This window comes from Loktanella sp. IMCC34160 (genome assembly GCF_004145845.1).
Classification (GTDB): Bacteria; Pseudomonadota; Alphaproteobacteria; order Rhodobacterales; family Rhodobacteraceae; genus SELP01.
Genome location: NZ_SELP01000004.1, coordinates 441,327 through 457,719 on the forward strand (window position 1 = coordinate 441,327; position 16,393 = coordinate 457,719).

Below are 16,393 nucleotides of genomic sequence, written 5' to 3' on the forward strand. Positions count from 1 at the left end.
GCGCCAGAGATGAGCGTAAAGATCGGGATATCCCCAATTGCGTGGCAGAACGACGATCTGCCGGACATCACCGCCGCCTATACGATGGAGCAGGCCCTGAAAGAGGCCCGCGAGATCGGCTATACCGGGGTGGAGCGCGGCCAGCGTATGCCGCATGACACCGAAGGGCTGCGGGCCTATCTGGAGAAATACGACATCGCGCTGTGCGGCGGCTGGTGTTCGGGCGCGTCGCTGGTCAATGACACCGCCACCGAGATTGCCGCGATCACCCAGCAGGTGGACCAGTTCATCGCGCTGAACGCCCCCTGCATCGTCTATGCCGAATGTTCCAACACCGTGCAGGGGATGCAGGATGTGCCGGTCAACAACCGCCCTCGCCTGACGCGGGACGAGGTTCTGGCTTATGCAGCCAAGATCACCGAGGTGGCCAAGTGGATGACAGACAGGGGGATGCCCTTTGCCTATCACCATCACATGGGCTCGATCATCGAAAGCGAAGACGACGTGAACTGGCTGATGGAAGGGTCGGGGGACGAGGTGAACCTGTGCTTCGACACCGGCCACCTGCTGTTCGGCGGCGGCGATGTGATGGCCACGCTGAACCGCTGGGGCGACCGGGTGCACCACGTCCACTTCAAGGACATCCGGCCCGATGTGGTGGCGGACGTGCGGGCCAACGACCGCAGCTTCCTTGACGCGGTGATCGCCGGGGCTTTCACCGTGCCGGGGGATGGCTGCATCGACTTCCAGGCGGTGGCCAACCACCTGAAATCCATCGACTATCACGGCTGGATCGTGGTCGAGGCGGAACAGGACCCGGCCAAGGCACCGCCCTACGACTATTCAAAGATGGGATACGAGCATATCCTCAAGGTCTGTGGCCAGGCGGGGCTGGAGATTGCGGGATAATCAGTTTTCGTCGCAGTAGTCACATCATGGGGTCAAACCCGCCCGGCTTGAGCGTCAGCGAAAGCTGCATGGGGCGGGTATGATCGCCCGACCGGCCCGGAGGGCGGGCGCTCAAACCTTTGTGCAAAGGCGTCCCACCGCAACCGACAATCAACACCCAAGGACCCGACCATGCCCGACCTACTGAAAAAGCCCTTCGGCACCCACGGCAAGGTGCATCAGATCACCCCTGAAAGCGCGGGCTGGCGCTATGTTGGCTTCTCGCTCTACCGGCTGCGCGCGGGCGAGACGGCGGCAGAGGCGACGGGCGACCGCGAGGTGATCCTTGTGATGGTCGAGGGAAAGGCGCGGATCACTGCAGCGGGCACCGAATGGGGCGTGCTGGGCGACCGGATGAACGTGTTCGAAAAGACCCCGCCGCATTGCCTTTATGTCCCGAATGACAGCGATTGGTCGCTGGTGGCCGAGACCGACTGCACCGTCGCGGTCTGTTCGGCCCCGGGCCACGGCGGACACCCCGCGCGCAGGATCGGGCCCGAGGGGATTACCCTGACCCAGCGGGGGACCGGCGTGAATACCCGCTACATCAACAACATCGCGATGGAGGCCGAGGACTACTGCGACAGCCTTCTGGTGACCGAGGTCTTCACCCCCGACGGGCATTGGTCGTCCTACCCCAGCCACCGGCATGACGAAGACGATTATCCCGACATCACCTATCTTGAAGAAACCTATTACCACCGGCTGAATCCCGGCGACGGCTTCGGCATCCAGCGGGTCTATACCGAGGACGGGACGCTAGACGAGACCATGGCGGTCAAGGATGGCGACGTGGTGCTTGTCCCGCGCGGACACCACCCCTGCGGCGCCCCCTACGGGTTCGAGATGTACTACCTCAACGTCATGGCCGGCCCCCTGCGCAAATGGCGGTTCAAAGCCGACCCCGCCGTCCAGTGGATCATGGACCGCGACGCGAAGTAACCCGGCCAGCCCGACCGCAAGAACTGTCACTTGCCTTTCCCGGTCATCAATGCATGTTCCACGAGCAGGGAAGAGGTCCAGACATGAAAATCGGAATCGCGTCGCTGATTGCGGGCTATGTGCTCAGCCAGTTTTATCGTGCCTTTCTGGCCGTGCTTGCCCCGGCGCTTGAGGCGGATATCGGCGCGACGCCGGAAGATCTGGCCTTTGCCTCGGGCCTTTGGTTCCTGATCTTCGCGGGCTTCCAGATCCCTGTCGGTGCCGCGCTGGACCGGGTTGGGCCCCGGATGACCGCGACGGTTCTTCTGGCGATTGGCGGCGCGGGCGGGGCGGTTCTGTTCGCCATGGCCCAGTCGCCCCTGCACATCAGCCTTGCGATGGCGCTGATCGGGATCGGCTGTTCGCCGGTCCTGATGGCGTCCTATTTCATTTTCGCCCGTGTCTATTCCCCTGCCGTCTTCGCGACGCTTGCGGGGATGACCATCGGGATCGGCAGCCTTGGCAATATCTTTTCCGCAGCCCCGATGGCCTGGGCGGTGGGCCTGTTCGGATGGCGCGAAACCGTCATGGGCATCGCCGCGCTGACACTTCTGGTCGCGCTGATCATCTGGGTCACTGTGAAAGACCCGGAAAAGGTGGTCAGCACGGCGAAAGGGTCGGTCCTGACCCTGCTGGCCATGCCCGCGCTTTGGCCGATCTTCATCATGATGTTGGTCAACTACGCCCCGTCGGCGGGGTTGCGGGGCCTGTGGGTCGCGCCCTATGCGCGGGATGTCTTTGCGGCGGATGTCGGCACCATCGGGACCGTGACCCTGATCATGGGTCTGGCGATGATCGCGGGCAACTTCGCCTATGGGCCGATGGACCGGATCTTCGGCACCCGAAAGTGGGTGATCTTCGCTGGCAACGCGCTGGGCGCGGTCGCTTGCCTCGCGCTTTATGCCATGCCGGACCGGGGGCTTTGGGTGTCGGTCGCGCTGCTGGCGCTTGTCGGCTTTGCGGGGGCATCCTTCCCGATGCTGGTTGCCCATGCCAAGGCCTTCTTCCCGGCGCATCTGACCGGGCGCGGGGTGACGCTGATCAACCTGTTCGGGGTTGGGGGCGTCGGCCTGTTTCAATTCGTAACCCGCCCGATCTATGCCACCAGTGCCGACAGTGCCCAGACGGCGGCCGAACCCTATGCGGCGCTGTTCCTGTTTGCCGGGCTGGCGCTGATTGTCGGGCTGGCTGTCTACCTTTTGTCGCAGGACCGGACAGACTAGGCCCAGAACCCCCTTTGGCCCTTTTCCTTGACGCGAAGGCGGGCTATAGCCCGCGCGTCTCTCAACCAAGGAGCCATGCCAATGGGCTATAAAGTCGTCGTCGTTGGCGCCACGGGCAACGTGGGCCACGAAATGCTGAACATCCTCGCCGAGCGCGAGTTCCCCGTCGATGAGATCGCGGCCCTCGCGAGCCGAAAATCTCTGGGCACCGAAGTCAGCTTTGGCGACCGAACTTTGAAGACCCAGGATCTGGACACCTTCGATTTCACCGGCTGGGATATCGCGCTGTTCGCCATCGGTTCGGACGCGACCAAGAAATACGCGCCCAAGGCCGCAGGGCAGGGCTGCGTGGTGATCGACAACTCGTCGCTGTATCGCTACGACCCGGACGTGCCGCTGATCGTTCCCGAAGTGAACGCCGAGGCGGTCGAGGGCTATGCCAAGAAGAACATCATCGCGAACCCCAACTGTTCGACCGCCCAGATGGTCGTGGCGCTGAAGCCGCTGCACGACCGGGCCAAGATCAAGCGGGTGGTCGTGTCGACCTATCAATCCGTGTCGGGCACCGGCAAGGACGCGATTGACGAGTTGTGGAACCAGACCAAGGGCATGTATGTCCCCGGTCAGGAGGTGGCCCCGTCGGTCTATCCCAAGCAGATCGCCTTCAACGTCATCCCGCATATCGACGTGTTCCTTGACGACGGGTCGACCAAGGAAGAGTGGAAGATGGTCGCCGAGACCAAGAAGATCCTCGATCCGTCGATCAAACTGACCGCGACCTGCGTGCGGGTGCCGGTGTTCGTCGGCCATTCGGAAGCGATCAACATCGAGTTCGAGGATTTTCTGGACGAGGACGAGGCCCGCGACATCCTGCGCGAAGCACCGGGGATCATGGTCATCGACAAGCGCGAGGCCGGTGGCTACGTCACCCCGGTCGAATGTGTCGGCGATTATGCCACCTTCATCAGCCGCATCCGTCAGGACAGCACCATCGAAAACGGGATCAACCTGTGGTGCGTCTCGGACAACCTGCGCAAGGGCGCGGCGCTGAACGCCGTGCAAATTGCCGAGGTTCTGGGCCAGCGCTGCCTGAAAAAGGGCTGATCCAACCGGACAGAATTGAGAAGGCGCGTCGCATCTGTGGCGCGCCTTTTTCGTTGGGATGTCCCTATGTCCCGCGCGGTTTCGCCCGCAGGGTCGGATCGGCCTCGGTCGGGTCTTCGGGCCAGGGGTGCTTGGGGTATCGGCCCCGCATGTCCTTGCGCACATCCGCATAGGAGGTCGCCCAGAAACCGGGGATGTCCGACGTGACCTGAATGGGCTTCTGCCCCGGCGACAAAAGCGTCACCTTCAACGGGGTCCGCCCAACGGTCGGATGCCGGGTGACGCCGAACATCTCTTGCAGGCGCAGGCTGATCTGCGGCGGGTCGCTGTCATAATCGATGGGAATCTTTCGGCCCAGCGGGGTTTCGAAATGGGCAGGTGCGGCAGCATCCAGCGCCTGCATCTGGCCCCAGTCCAGCATCGCGCGCAGGGCCGGCAGCGGGTCGAACCGTTTCCAGTCTTCGGCGGTGCGGACCCCGGCAAGATAGGGGGCAAGCCAGTCCTCCACCCCCGCCAGCAGCGTGGCGTCGTCCATCGCGGGCAGCTCGGCCCCACCAGCCCGGACCAGTTCCACCCGGGCGCGGAACCGCATGGCCGCCGGGGGCAGACGCAGCCCAAGGTCGCGCACACCGGCGCACATGGCGCGGGCAATGGCCGCGTCCGGGGCGTCCGGCCATGTCCGGTCGTCCAACACCAGCGCCCCCAGCCGTTCCTGCCGCCGGGTCAAGACACGGCGGTCGCGGCGGGACCAGTCGCAGACCTCGGCCCAGTGGATCTGATCGGCGAACAGCCCCCGTACCTCGGCCTCGGTGATCGCCACCGCTTGCCGGATTCGGGCCTCGCGCGGGTTGCCATCCAGATCGGTCGCCACGATCAGGCGTTGCCCTGCCAGTGGGTCGGCCTCCTCCATCACCGCGCCCTTGCCGCCGGACAGCACATAGCGTGGCGCGTCGCCTTTGCGGCGCAACCCGATCCGGTCCGGGTAGGCCAGCGCCACCTGTTCGGCCAGCGTCAGGGGCGCGGCCTCGGGCAGGCCGCGGGCCAGACGCTTCGCCTCGGCCCGGATGCGGTCCACAGTCGGGGGATGGGCGGTGCCCGGCCCGTCATATCGCCCCCGTAGCGCGGCCATCCGCAGGGACAGGTCCACCGGCGCGCCGCGCAGCGGGTCGCGTTCGGCCAGTAGCGCCGCAACCGGGGCAGCCTGCGCGCCCGCTGTCTGCAGCATATGGCCAAGGCGGGGGTGCAGGGGCAGGGCGGCCAGTGCCCGGCCATGCGCGGTGATCCGGTTCTGCCCGTCCAACGCCCCCAACGCACGCAAGAGCGACCGCGCCTCGGCCAGCGCGCCCTCGGGCGGCGGTGTCAGGAAGGCAAGGTCGTCCGCCCCCCATAGCGCCAGTTCCAGTGCAAGGCCGGCAAGGTCCGCCGCCTCGATCTCGGCCGGGGGAAAGGCGGGCAGGGCGCCGTCCTCGCCCTTGGTCCACAGGCGGAAACAATCGCCGGGCGCGACCCGACCCGCGCGGCCCGCCCGCTGCGTTGCCTCGGCCCGGCTGACCCGTTCCGTGACCAGCCGGGACATGCCCGACCCGGGGTCATAGCGGGCGCGGCGGGCGCGACCGCCGTCAACCACCACGCGGATGTCGGAAATGGTCAACGATGTTTCCGCGATCGACGTCGACAGGACCACCTTGCGACCCGAGGAGACCGGCCCGATGGCGGCGCGTTGCTGGGCAAAGGGCAGGGCGCCGAACAGGGGGCGCAGATGGCAGTCGGGCGGCAGGCGACCAGACAAAAGCGCCTCAACCTGGCGGATCTCGCCCTCTCCGGGCAGGAAAACCAGAACGCCGCCTTCGGTCCGGCCGACCGCATCGGCGACAAGCTCGGCGACGGCCTCTTCATAGCGGCGGGTCTTGGGGAGGGGCGTATCGAGGTGGTGGACAGAGACCGGGAAACTGCGCCCTTCCGAGGTGACGATCGGGGCCCCGTCCAGCAGTTCTGCCACCGGGGCGGCGTCAAGGGTCGCGGACATGACAAGAAGGATCAGGTCGTCGCGAAGCGCCTGCCGGATCTCCCATGTCAGGGCAAGGCCCAGATCGGCGTTCAGGGACCGTTCGTGGAATTCGTCGAATATGACCGCGCCGATGCCGGGCAATTCGGGGTCGGACTGAATCATGCGGGTCAGGATGCCCTCGGTCACCACTTCGATCCGGGTCGCGGTACTGGTCTTCGCCTCGCCCCGCATCCGGTAGCCAACGGTCTGACCAACAGGCTCGCCCAGCGTTTCCGCCATCCGCTCGGCCGCGGCGCGGGCGGCAAGGCGGCGGGGTTCCAGCATCAGAATGCGGCCCGTCACCAGCCCGGCCTCCAACATGGCCAAGGGAACACGGGTGGTCTTCCCCGCCCCCGGCGGGGCCTGCAACACGGCACGGCCTTCGCCCCTCAGGGCGGCGATCAGCTCGGGCAGGGCAGCGTCGATGGGCAGGGCGGTCATGGGGCGTTTATGGGGCGCGGACCTGGACCGGGCAAGGGGGATGGTGGGTTGAAACCCACCTTACGCCTGCACTCTCATTTTGCCCCAAATACTCCGGGGTGAATGGCCCGAAAGGGCCAGAGGGGCAGAGCCCCTCCAACGTAAGGTGGGTTTTAACCCACCCTCCTTAGTGAACGATCGTCTCTTCCTTGACGAACATGTTGGCCCAGGCCCGGTCGATCAATTCCGGCGACATCTGATAGGGGATGCCTTCAAATTCGCAGATCGAAATCATTTGGTCGATCAGGAACACCGGCTGGTAGTTGGCGTAGATATTGTCGATGGTCGGGTACTTCTTCTTGAGAAGGTGGACCAGCGTCGCCTCGTCCAGCGGCATCTTCTTCTTGCGCGCGACCATGGCGAAGATTTTCAGGAAATCCTGCTGCGACGGCCCGTCGATCTTGATCTTGTAGAAGATCCGGCGCAGCGCGGCCTTGTCGAAGATCTCGTTCGGGTGGAAGTTGGTCGAGAAGATCACCAGCGTGTCGAAGGGCACTTCGAATTTCTCGCCCGATTGCAGCGCAAGGATATCCCGCCCTTCTTCCAGCGGCACGATCCAGCGGTTGACGATCTTCTGCGGCGGTTCTTCCTGACGGCCAAGGTCGTCGATGATGAAAATGCCGCCGGTCGATTTCAGCTGCAGTGGCGCCTGATAGGTCCGGGCGACCGGGTTATAGACAAGGTCCAGCATCGACAGCGACAGTTCACCGCCGGTGATCACCGTGGGCCGTTCACAGCGGACATAGCGGGTGTCATAGCGGTTGCCGGTGCGACGCAGCGAATTTGGGTCGTCTGTCTGTTCTTCGGCCGCCGAATGCACGATCGGGTCATAGACCGTGATCACCTGACCAGCGTATTCGATGGCGCGCGGGATATAGATCTTGTCGCCCAACGAGTCCCGGATCCCGTTCGAGATCGAGGATTTCCCGTTGCCCGGCGGGCCGTACATCAGGATCGACCGACCGGCCGAGACCGCCGGCCCAAGGTTGTCGAGCAGTTCCGGCGGCAGGACGAGATGGCCCATCGCGCTTGTCAACTGGTCACGGGTGACCTGGATATTCTTGATCGACTGGCGCTTGACCTGTTCGGCATAAACCTCGAGCGGGACCGGCATCGCGCCGTAATATTCCGACTGTGCCAATGCGTCGAGCGCACGCGCCTTGCCGCCATCGGTCAGCTGATAGCCCATTTCCCCGCCCGAATTGGCGTGCAATGTGCCCGTCGCCTCGACCAGTTTCTGGCTGCGGGCCAGATCGACCAGTTCCTGCGTCACCGGGATCGGCAGACAGATCGCGCGGGCAAGTTCGCTGACCTGATCGATGTTCTTGCGGAAGATGGTCTTGATCAGGATGTCCCGCATCATGACCAGTGGCAATTGCATCTGTTCCAGCGATTTCGGTGCTGGCGGTGCAATGACGTTCGAGGTTTGCATGTTCATCGGTTTGCTCGTTCCTGCCCGTGTCTTCGGCCCTTGTGACACATCCGCCGCGCCCGAAGAGGTTTTCGGACCCGCGGCGGTATTCCTTTACACAATCCGTCTCTGCCCGGTTATTGTGGCGAAAAAATGGACAAAACGTTCCAAGAGGCAGGCATGAGCAGACCAAATCCCGCGGTTTTGATGGGCATCCTTGTGGCGACCCTCGTCCTTTTGGGCGGGGCGGCGGTGCTGAAGGGTGGCTTCTACATCGGCAAACACGAAGGCGACACGTTGCACATGATGCAGATCGTGTTCCGGATGGCCGAGGGTCAGGTGCCGCACCGCGATTTCATGACTCCGATCGGGGGGCTGGCCTTTGCCCCTATCGCCCTGTTCGTGAAATCCGGGATGGGCATCGGGATGGCGACGCTTTGGTCGCAGGTGCTGATGGCGGCCCTGTTCCTGCCTGCGGTCTGGTGGGTGGCCATGTCGCGGCTGTCGCCCTACCTTGCCGCCTTCTTCGGGATCGTTGTCATGGTGCTGATGCTGGCGCTGGTTCATGGCGAGGCACAGCGAAGCGTGTCGATCTCCATGCATTACAACCGCTGGGCCTGGGGGGCTGCGTTCATCGCGATCCTTGCCGCGCTGGTGCCGCCGGTGCATCCGCGCAGCGCCTTGGTCGACGGGATTATCATCGGGTTGATGGCCAGCGTCATGGTCCTGATCAAGGTCACCTATTTCGCGGCCTTCGCCCTTCCTGTCGTCCTTGCCCTGATCCTGACGAAGCAGACCCGCGCCCTGATCGTGGCGCTTCTGACCGGGGCGGTGGCGGCCGTGGCGATCACCCTTTGGCTTGGGCCCGATTTCTGGCTGGCCTATCTGGGCGATCTGCTGACCGTGGCCCGGTCCGAGGTGCGGCCCCAGCCGGGCGAGCCGCTCTCGGCGGTCGTCGGTGCGCCGGCCTATCTGGGCGGGTCGCTTGTGGCGATCATGGGGGTGATCCTGCTGCGACAGGCGCGAGCCGATGTGGGCGGGCTGGTCCTGCTGACGCTTCTGCCGGGGTTCTTCTATGTGACCTACCAGAACTTCGGGAACGACCCGCAGTGGACCTTGCTGTTGGCGGTTCTGCTGCTGGCCCTGCGCCCACAGGGCGAGGTGACCAACGCCATGGGCTGGAACATGCGCGGGGCGCTGAACATCTGCGCGGCCATGGCACTTGCCCTTGGGGCGCCCAGTTTCTTCAATCTTGCCTATAGCCCGTTCCGGCATTTCAACGTGGATGTGTCGACCTATGCGCCGCTGTTGCCGCGTGGCGGCATCCACGAAGACCTGCAAGGCGCGGCCCTGCGGGTCGAACGGGTCGATGGCCGGGTCGCGCTGGACGCGCCGGGGATGGCGCTGGCCGCCTACGCCAATGCCGAGCACCGCGAAGACCCGCCCCAGTTCATGGGAGAGACATTTGCCACCTGCAACGTCGAACTGGGGCTTCCGACCGTTTTCGACGCCATCTCGCGCGACTTGGAAGAGGCGGGGCTGGCCGGGGGCAAGCGGATCTTCGCGGCCGACCTGTTTTCGTCATACTGGCTGTTCGGGGATTTCGAACCGCTGGTCGGCGGGGCGCCTTGGTACTACGGCGGGCTGCCGGGATATGCTTCGGCCGACTACCTGCTGATCCCGATCTGCCCGGTGGTGCAGGACGTTCAGGCGCAGGTTCTAAAGGCGATCGAGGCCGAGGGCACTGACGGTCTGGCCGAAATCCGGCGCACTGATCTCTATATCCTCTACAGCAAGGGATAGGGCATCGGCCCAACGAAAAAGGGCCCCATCGGGGCCCGTCTTCGGTCCGGCACCACAAAAGGGCCGGGGCAGCGCTACTTACGCGGCTTCCGCGGCCTGCTCGGCGGCGTGGCGGCGCTCGCTTTCCTCACGCGACAGCGCAACAGAGGTGCGCACGCCCTTGGAAACAAACTCCATAAGGCCCTTCACAACCCGCTCGTTCGGGTCGATCCCGGCACAAGACAAGACTTCACGACCGTCCCGCGACCGCGCCCAGCGGGCGATCTGTTCGGGGCCGTTGCCGTACTTCTTGTCGTCGGCGATGGCGTCATCAAGCGCGGCAAGCACAACGGCCGCAAACAGTTTGCGGGCGCGGTTGCCTTGTTCGTTGTTGAACGCGGTGCCGTCAACGAAATCCTTCATCTGGCGTCCTTTGTTGTTTTTGCTCTTGTGGTTCAGGCGTGAGGCGCAATATGCCTATTTTGATCCGATTCGGGGGGCCTCTTTTGGAATGGCAGCCATGCGTCTAGTGCATGGCTGAACCGGCGTTTTTGGCATATTTGGGGTCGCCCCAGGTTGCTACGCCTCCAGATATAGGTCTCAAACCCCTCGAAACAACCAATTTGCCATAATTTTGCCACAGGTCCGAACATGCCCAAGATCAACGGAAACGAAATTCGTCCCGGAAACATCCTTGAACACGACGGGGGCCTCTGGGTCGCCGTGAAGGTCGATCACGTCAAACCTGGTAAGGGCGGCGCCTTTGCCCAGGTCGAGATGAAGAACCTGCGCAGCGGCTCCAAGCTGAACGAACGCTTCCGCAGCGCCGACAAGGTCGAACGTGTGCGGCTGGAACAAAAGGACCAGCAGTTCCTGTATGAAACCGATGGGATGCTGGTGTTCATGGACACCGACACCTACGAACAGATCGAACTGCCCGCTGACCTTCTGGGCGAACGTCGTCCCTTCCTTCAGGATGGCATGACCGTTGTCATCGAATACCACGAGGAGGAGGCGCTGAACGCGACCCTGCCGCAGAAAGTGACCTGCACCGTGACCGAGACCGAGCCGGTCGTGAAAGGGCAGACCGCCGCCAACAGCTACAAGCCCGCGATCCTTGATAACGGCGTGCGGATCATGGTCCCGCCCTTCATCGCGCAGGACGAAAAGATCATCGTGAACACGGAATCGATGGAATATTCCGAACGGGCCTAAGGCTTCGGACCGGACAAGGGAGGGCGCGGAGATGCTGACAGAGGCTCGCCGCGCCCTTTTGCTGTCTGCGGTGCGCGACGCGGCAGCGCAGGACATCCTGCCCCGGTTTCGTCGCCTGACTGCCGACCAGATCGGGACCAAGTCCGGCCCAGCCGATATTGTCACCATTGCCGACCGCGAGGCCGAGGCCCGGATCACCGCCCGCATCGCGGCCGACTGGCCCGAGGCGCTGGTGGTGGGGGAAGAGGCAGTCTCGGCCGACCCTGCACTCTTGGACCGGATGGACCGGGCAGACTGGGCCGTGGTGGTCGATCCGGTTGACGGCACATGGAACTTTGCCAATGGGTTGGCCACCTTTGGGGTCATCGTCGCGGTGCAATATCGGGGCCAAACCGTCTGGGGGGCGATCTATGACCCGCTGATGGACGACTGGGTCGAGGCGGGGGGCGACGCATGGTTCCTGTCCGACGATGGCACCCGGACGCCCCTGACAACCTCCACCACCGCGCGGGCCGAAGAGATGACAGGCTTCATCCCCCTGTTCCTGTTCCCCAAACAGGTCCAACCGGCCTTTGGCGCGGCATTTGCACGGTTCGGCCGGGTGCAGTCATTGCGCTGTTCGGCCCATGAATACCGGCTCTTGGCGCAGGGACGGGTTGAGTTCGTCCTGTCCGCCATGCTGAACCCCTGGGACCATCTGGCGGGCGCGCATGCGGCGCGTCGGGCCGGGGGCGTGGCGTGGCTGCTGAGCGGCGAGGACTATACCGCCGCACATCGGCACGGGCCGCTTCTGGTGGCCGGATCGGAGCAAGGCTGGCAGGCCGTGGCCGCAATCCTGCGGCCGATCCTGTCGGGCTAGTCCTTTTCCCAGACCACTTGTGCCTCCCCGGCGGTCATCGCGCCGCCGGCCCGGTCGAACCGCAGGTAGGCAAGGGCCTGATCCCCCGCAACGCTGTGCAGAATGCCCGCATCGCGATCACCTGCCATGATCGGGGTGCCGGGGGTGACCTCGCCGCTGACCCTAACCTGGGCCAGCCCCTTTTTCAGCTCGGTCTTGTGTTTCATCCGGGCGGTGACCTCTTGCCCGACATAGCATCCCTTGCGGAAATCCACCCCGTGCAGCCGTTCAAAGCCCATTTCAAGGATATAGCTGTCGGGTGTCAGCTCGGCGCCCGTTTCGGGCACCATCCGGGTCACGCGCAGGGCGGTCCAGTCGGTGCCGTCGTCCCCGCCTTCCGCACCGTAAAGACGCCAGCCAAGGGCTGGGTCGCGCGGGTCCATGACCGCTCCTTCGGGTGCGGGGCCGGTGCCGCGACGAACCTGCATCGCTGTCTCCTCGATCCCGACCTTGGCGCGCAGCTTGTACATCGACAAACGCTGCGCCAGCGCCGGTGCAAGCGCCGTATCGACGTCCAGCAGAATGCGGTCTCCGTCGCCCTTGAGGAAGAAATCGGCCAGATACTTTCCCTGCGGCGTCAGAAGGGCCGCGTAGACGATCCCGCCGTCACGGGTCTTGTCGACGTCATTGGTGACCAGACCTTGAAGGAAATGGGCGCGATCCTCGCCGGTGATCGCCAGAATGGTGCGGGTGTCGGACATGGGGCAGCTCCCTTCGCGTTGATCGGGATATAGGGTGGACGCAGGCGCCTGTCAGCCCCGGGATGGTGGGTTAAAACCCACCTTACGTGAGGGGCTCTGCCCCTCTGGCCCTTTCGGGCCATTCACCCCGGAGTATTTGGGGCAAAATGAGAGTCCATTCTTCTTTGGGTTAGAAATATCCTCTGGGGGCCGTGAATTGTCGGGTGGGGGGCGAAGCGCCCCCGGGTAAGGTGGGTCTTGACCCACCATCCCCTAGGCGTCGTCTCGGAACTGCATCCGGTAAAGGTCCGCGTAATGGCCGCCACGGGCCAGAAGCGCGTCATGGGTGCCTTCGTCCACCACGCGGCCCCGATCCATGACCACGATCTTGTCGGCGTCCCGCACGGTCGACAGGCGGTGCGCGATCACCAGCGTGGTGCGGCCCTTGGACAGGGTTTCCAGTGCCTCCTGCACCACCGCCTCAGACCTGGTGTCCAGCGCGCTGGTCGCCTCGTCCAGCAACAGCACGGGCGTGTCGCGCAGCAGGGCGCGGGCGATGGCGATCCGCTGCCGCTGCCCGCCCGAAAGGTTCGACCCGCGCGGCCCGGCCGGGCTGTCGAGGCCCTTGGGCAGCTTGGGCAGGAATTCCGTGACATGGGCTGCGTCCAGCACCTGCTGCAGCCGCTCCTCGGTGATATCGGTGCGACCCAGCAGGATGTTTTCGCGCAAGGTATCGTCGAACAGGGCCGCATCCTGACTGACCACCGAAAACAGCCCGCGCAGGTCGGACAGCGTCAGGTCGGTCGTATCCACCCCGCCAATCGTGACGGCGCCGCTGTCCGCATCCACAAGCCGGGTCAGCAGGTTGAAGACGGTGCTTTTCCCCGCCCCCGACGCGCCCACCAGCGCCACGGTCTGCCCGCCCCCGGCGGTCACGGTCACACCCCGCAGCACGGTCTGGTCGCCATAAGACAGGGTCACATCGCGCAACGCGATCTCGGGCGCGCCGACGGGCGCGGGCAGGGCGCGCGCCGGGTCTTTCAGCGCGACCGGTTCGGCAAAGACCCCGTTGATCCGCTCGATCGAGGCCGAGGCCGCCTGCATCTGCCCCGACAGGTTGCCCAGTCGCCGCAGCGGGTCGAAGGACAGCGCCATTGCGGTAAAGAAGGCCATGAAATCCCCGACGGTCTTGTCGCCAGAGATGATCTGAAGCCCCCCGAAATAAAGCACGCACAGGAACCCGATCCCGGTCATGATGTCGATCAGCGCCGGGATCAGCGCCTGCCCGAAGGCGGATCCAACCTCGGACCGGACCCGCTCTTCGGTAAGGCTGCGGTAGCGGTCGGACTGGTAGCGTTCCAGCCGGTTCAGCTTGATCGGGGCAATCCCGTGAAAGATCTCGTCCAGCCGGATCGACATGCGGCCCGCCACTTCCCGCGCCGCCCGCGCCCGCCGCCGGACAAAGCCCTGCGCCAGCAGCGAGGGCAGGATCAGCAGCGGAATGCCTAGAAGCGCCAATACGGTCCAGAGCCAGTCTATCCAAAGCGCCACCCCGAACAGCGCGATGACCGAAACCACGTCCCGCCCCAGCCCGGTGGCGAGCTGGTTCCACACCAGCCCGATGGATTCCACATCCCCCTGCACCCGTTCGATCAGGTAGCCCGGCGGGTTCTTTTGATGAAACGCGCTGTCGAGCCGCATCAGCTTGTCCACCAGACCAGTCCTCAGGTCGGCGGCCATGCGCTGTTGCACCCGCGTCATCAGCACCCGTTGCAGGACAGAGGTGACCGCGCGGACCGCGAAGATCACCAGAATTCCGCCGCCGACGGTCCAAAGCATCCCGATATTGCCGGCGACGAAGACATCGTCGAACATCGGCTTGATCAGATAGCTGATCAGCCCGAGCATCGACCCTTCGATGACCATGAACACCAGCGCCGCGCCCAGCGTGCCCTTGTGCCGATGCAGGAACCCCCTCCAGAGCCACGCCAAAAGCGCCCGCACGGTCTGGGGCGCGGGGGCGGGCGTCACGTCGGGGGTGTTGGTCAGGGTCATGGCCCCCTCTATCCCGTTGGCCCCGACAGGGGCAAGCCAAAGCGCGGGCGGGTCAGGACAGGCCCGCCCGGACGCGGGCGGTGAAATCCTCGCCCCGCAGTTCGAAGTTGTCGTATTGGTCGAAACTGGCGCAGGCGGGGGCCAGAAGGACCGTATCGCCCGCTTCGGCCTCGGCCATGGCGCGGGTGACGGCGGTGTCCATCGTGGTGCAGACCTCGGCCTCGACACCGGTCAGTTGGCGGGCGAAATCCTCTGCCTCACGCCCGATGACATAGGCCTTCAGGACCGAACCGGTGGCGGGCAGAAGGCCGGACAGACCGCCCTCTTTCTGCAAGCCGCCGCAGATCCAGCGGATCCGGTCAAAGGCGCCAAGCGCCTTGGCCGCGCTGTCCACATTGGTGGCCTTGCTGTCGTTGACGTAACGCACCCCGCGGGCCTCGGCCACCAGTTGTGACCGGTGCGGCAGGCCCGGATAGGTTTTCATCGCCGCCTCGATCTGGCGCGGTCCGATGCCCAGCGTCCGCGCGGCGGCATAGGCGGCACAGGCGTTCTGGTGGTTATGGGCGCCCGGCAGGCCCGACACTGCCCGCAGGTCGATTGAGGCCACCTGCCGCCCCTTGCGGTATTCCGACAGGAACCCTTTGCGGGCAAAGACGGTCCAGCCTTCTCCGGCCAGCTTTTGCCCCGAAGAGATGCGGATCACCCGATCATCGCCCGGCCCCTCGGAAAGCTGGTTTGCGAGATAGCGGCCTTCGGCCTCATCCACGCCGATCACGGCCCGGTCCGGTCCGCCTTCGGCAAACAGACGCCGTTTGGCCGCGAAATAGCCGCCCGGTCCGCCGTGCCGGTCAAGGTGATCGGGAGACAGGTTTGTGAAGACGGCCACATCCGGGGTCAGGGCGCGGGCAAGGTCTGTCTGGTAGCTGGACAGTTCCAGAACGATCACCTCGCCATCGCGGGCGGGGTCAAGATCCAGCACCCCACGGCCGATATTGCCGGCAAGTTGGGTCGGGCGGCCCGCCTCTGACAGGATGTGGTGCAAGAGTGCCGAGGTGGTGGATTTGCCGTTCGACCCGGTGATCGCCACGATCCGGGGCGTCTGGTCGAAACTGTCCCAGTCGTCGCCCCCGAAGGACCGAAAGAACAAGCCGATGTCATTGTCCACAGGCACGCCCGCCACCAGGGCTGCGGCAATCGCGGGATGCGGGGCGGGGTAAAGATGCGGAATGCCGGGCGAGGTGACGAGCGCGGCGAGGCCCGACAGGGTCTTGTCCTTGCTCAGGTCGGCAAGGGTCAGCCCTTCGGCCTCTGCCGCGTCGCGGGCGGTCTGGCTGTCGTCCCAGCAGATCGGCTCGGCCCCACCCGCGATCAGCGCGCGCGCTGTGGCCCGGCCCGACCGGCCCAGCCCGAGAACACCGATTTTCTGTCCCGCGACACCGCGCACTGGAATCATCTGAACACCTTCTGGCTTTGGTCGGGGCAGACTGCCCTTGGCCCGTGAAATGCGCAAGGTGCGGGGGGTGGTGGGTTAAAACCCACCTTACGTTCAGGGGCGCTGCCCCTCTGGCC

The 16,393-nt window shown here is 64.8% G+C and carries 13 protein-coding genes; 7 read left to right on the forward strand and 6 right to left on the reverse strand.

What is annotated here, in order from left to right:
• The first annotated feature begins 9 nt into the window (after positions 1-9).
• The 4 genes from iolE to EU803_RS13315 all read left to right on the forward strand — a co-directional run bounded on the left by iolE (position 10) and on the right by EU803_RS13315 (position 4,256).
• Positions 10-909 (forward strand): myo-inosose-2 dehydratase, encoded by a 900-nt coding sequence (gene iolE, locus EU803_RS13300; protein WP_129683580.1) that lies wholly within the window; start codon positions 10-12, stop codon positions 907-909.
• A 171-nt stretch (positions 910-1,080) separates the two neighbouring features.
• Positions 1,081-1,890, forward strand: a complete 810-nt coding sequence (gene iolB / locus EU803_RS13305; protein ID WP_129683582.1) for a 5-deoxy-glucuronate isomerase — start codon at positions 1,081-1,083, stop codon at positions 1,888-1,890.
• A gap of 83 nt (positions 1,891-1,973) precedes the next feature.
• Complete coding sequence (locus EU803_RS13310) at positions 1,974-3,152, forward strand: MFS transporter (protein ID WP_129683584.1); 1,179 nt, start codon at positions 1,974-1,976, stop codon at positions 3,150-3,152.
• Between the two features lie 81 nt (positions 3,153-3,233).
• Entirely contained in the window at positions 3,234-4,256 is a 1,023-nt protein-coding gene (locus EU803_RS13315) for an aspartate-semialdehyde dehydrogenase (RefSeq protein WP_129683586.1), read from the forward strand.
• A gap of 64 nt (positions 4,257-4,320) precedes the next feature.
• Here the strand turns inward: EU803_RS13315 and hrpB are convergent, their stop codons facing one another.
• On the reverse strand, positions 4,321-6,744 hold the full coding sequence (gene hrpB / locus EU803_RS13320) for an ATP-dependent helicase HrpB (protein WP_129683588.1): 2,424 nt from the start codon (positions 6,742-6,744) through the stop codon (positions 4,321-4,323).
• A gap of 166 nt (positions 6,745-6,910) precedes the next feature.
• Positions 6,911-8,221 carry an ATPase gene (locus EU803_RS13325; protein WP_129683590.1) on the reverse strand — a complete coding sequence of 437 codons (1,311 nt, stop codon included), beginning with the start codon at positions 8,219-8,221 and terminating at the stop codon, positions 6,911-6,913.
• A gap of 153 nt (positions 8,222-8,374) precedes the next feature.
• On the opposite strand from EU803_RS13325, the gene EU803_RS13330 reads away from it, so the two are divergent.
• Positions 8,375-9,997: a DUF2029 domain-containing protein gene (locus tag EU803_RS13330; protein ID WP_129683592.1), complete on the forward strand. Its 1,623-nt coding sequence runs from the start codon at positions 8,375-8,377 to the stop codon at positions 9,995-9,997.
• A gap of 78 nt (positions 9,998-10,075) precedes the next feature.
• On the opposite strand, the gene EU803_RS13335 is transcribed toward EU803_RS13330, so the two are convergent.
• Positions 10,076-10,399 carry a DUF6280 family protein gene (locus EU803_RS13335; RefSeq protein WP_129683594.1) on the reverse strand — a complete coding sequence of 108 codons (324 nt, stop codon included), beginning with the start codon at positions 10,397-10,399 and terminating at the stop codon, positions 10,076-10,078.
• Positions 10,400-10,627: 228 nt separating this feature from the next.
• Here EU803_RS13335 and efp point away from each other — a divergent pair, with 228 nt between their 5' ends.
• Together efp and EU803_RS13345 are read left to right on the forward strand one after the other, a co-directional pair.
• Complete coding sequence (gene efp, locus EU803_RS13340; RefSeq protein WP_129683596.1) at positions 10,628-11,191, forward strand: elongation factor P; 564 nt, start codon at positions 10,628-10,630, stop codon at positions 11,189-11,191.
• Between the two features lie 31 nt (positions 11,192-11,222).
• A complete protein-coding gene (locus EU803_RS13345; protein ID WP_129683598.1) occupies positions 11,223-12,050 on the forward strand; it encodes an inositol monophosphatase in 828 nt (275 codons plus the stop codon).
• Here EU803_RS13345 and EU803_RS13350 read toward each other — a convergent pair.
• From EU803_RS13350 to murD, 3 genes are all read right to left on the reverse strand, one after another.
• Entirely contained in the window at positions 12,047-12,790 is a 744-nt protein-coding gene (locus tag EU803_RS13350; RefSeq protein WP_129683600.1) for a folate-binding protein YgfZ, read from the reverse strand. The two genes, EU803_RS13345 and EU803_RS13350, sit on opposite strands and share 4 nt — an antisense overlap.
• Before the next feature lie 252 nt (positions 12,791-13,042).
• Entirely contained in the window at positions 13,043-14,824 is a 1,782-nt protein-coding gene (locus tag EU803_RS13355; RefSeq protein ID WP_129683602.1) for an ABC transporter ATP-binding protein, read from the reverse strand.
• A gap of 52 nt (positions 14,825-14,876) precedes the next feature.
• Entirely contained in the window at positions 14,877-16,277 is a 1,401-nt protein-coding gene (gene murD, locus EU803_RS13360) for a UDP-N-acetylmuramoyl-L-alanine--D-glutamate ligase (protein WP_129683604.1), read from the reverse strand.
• Positions 16,278-16,393: the final 116 nt, after the last annotated feature.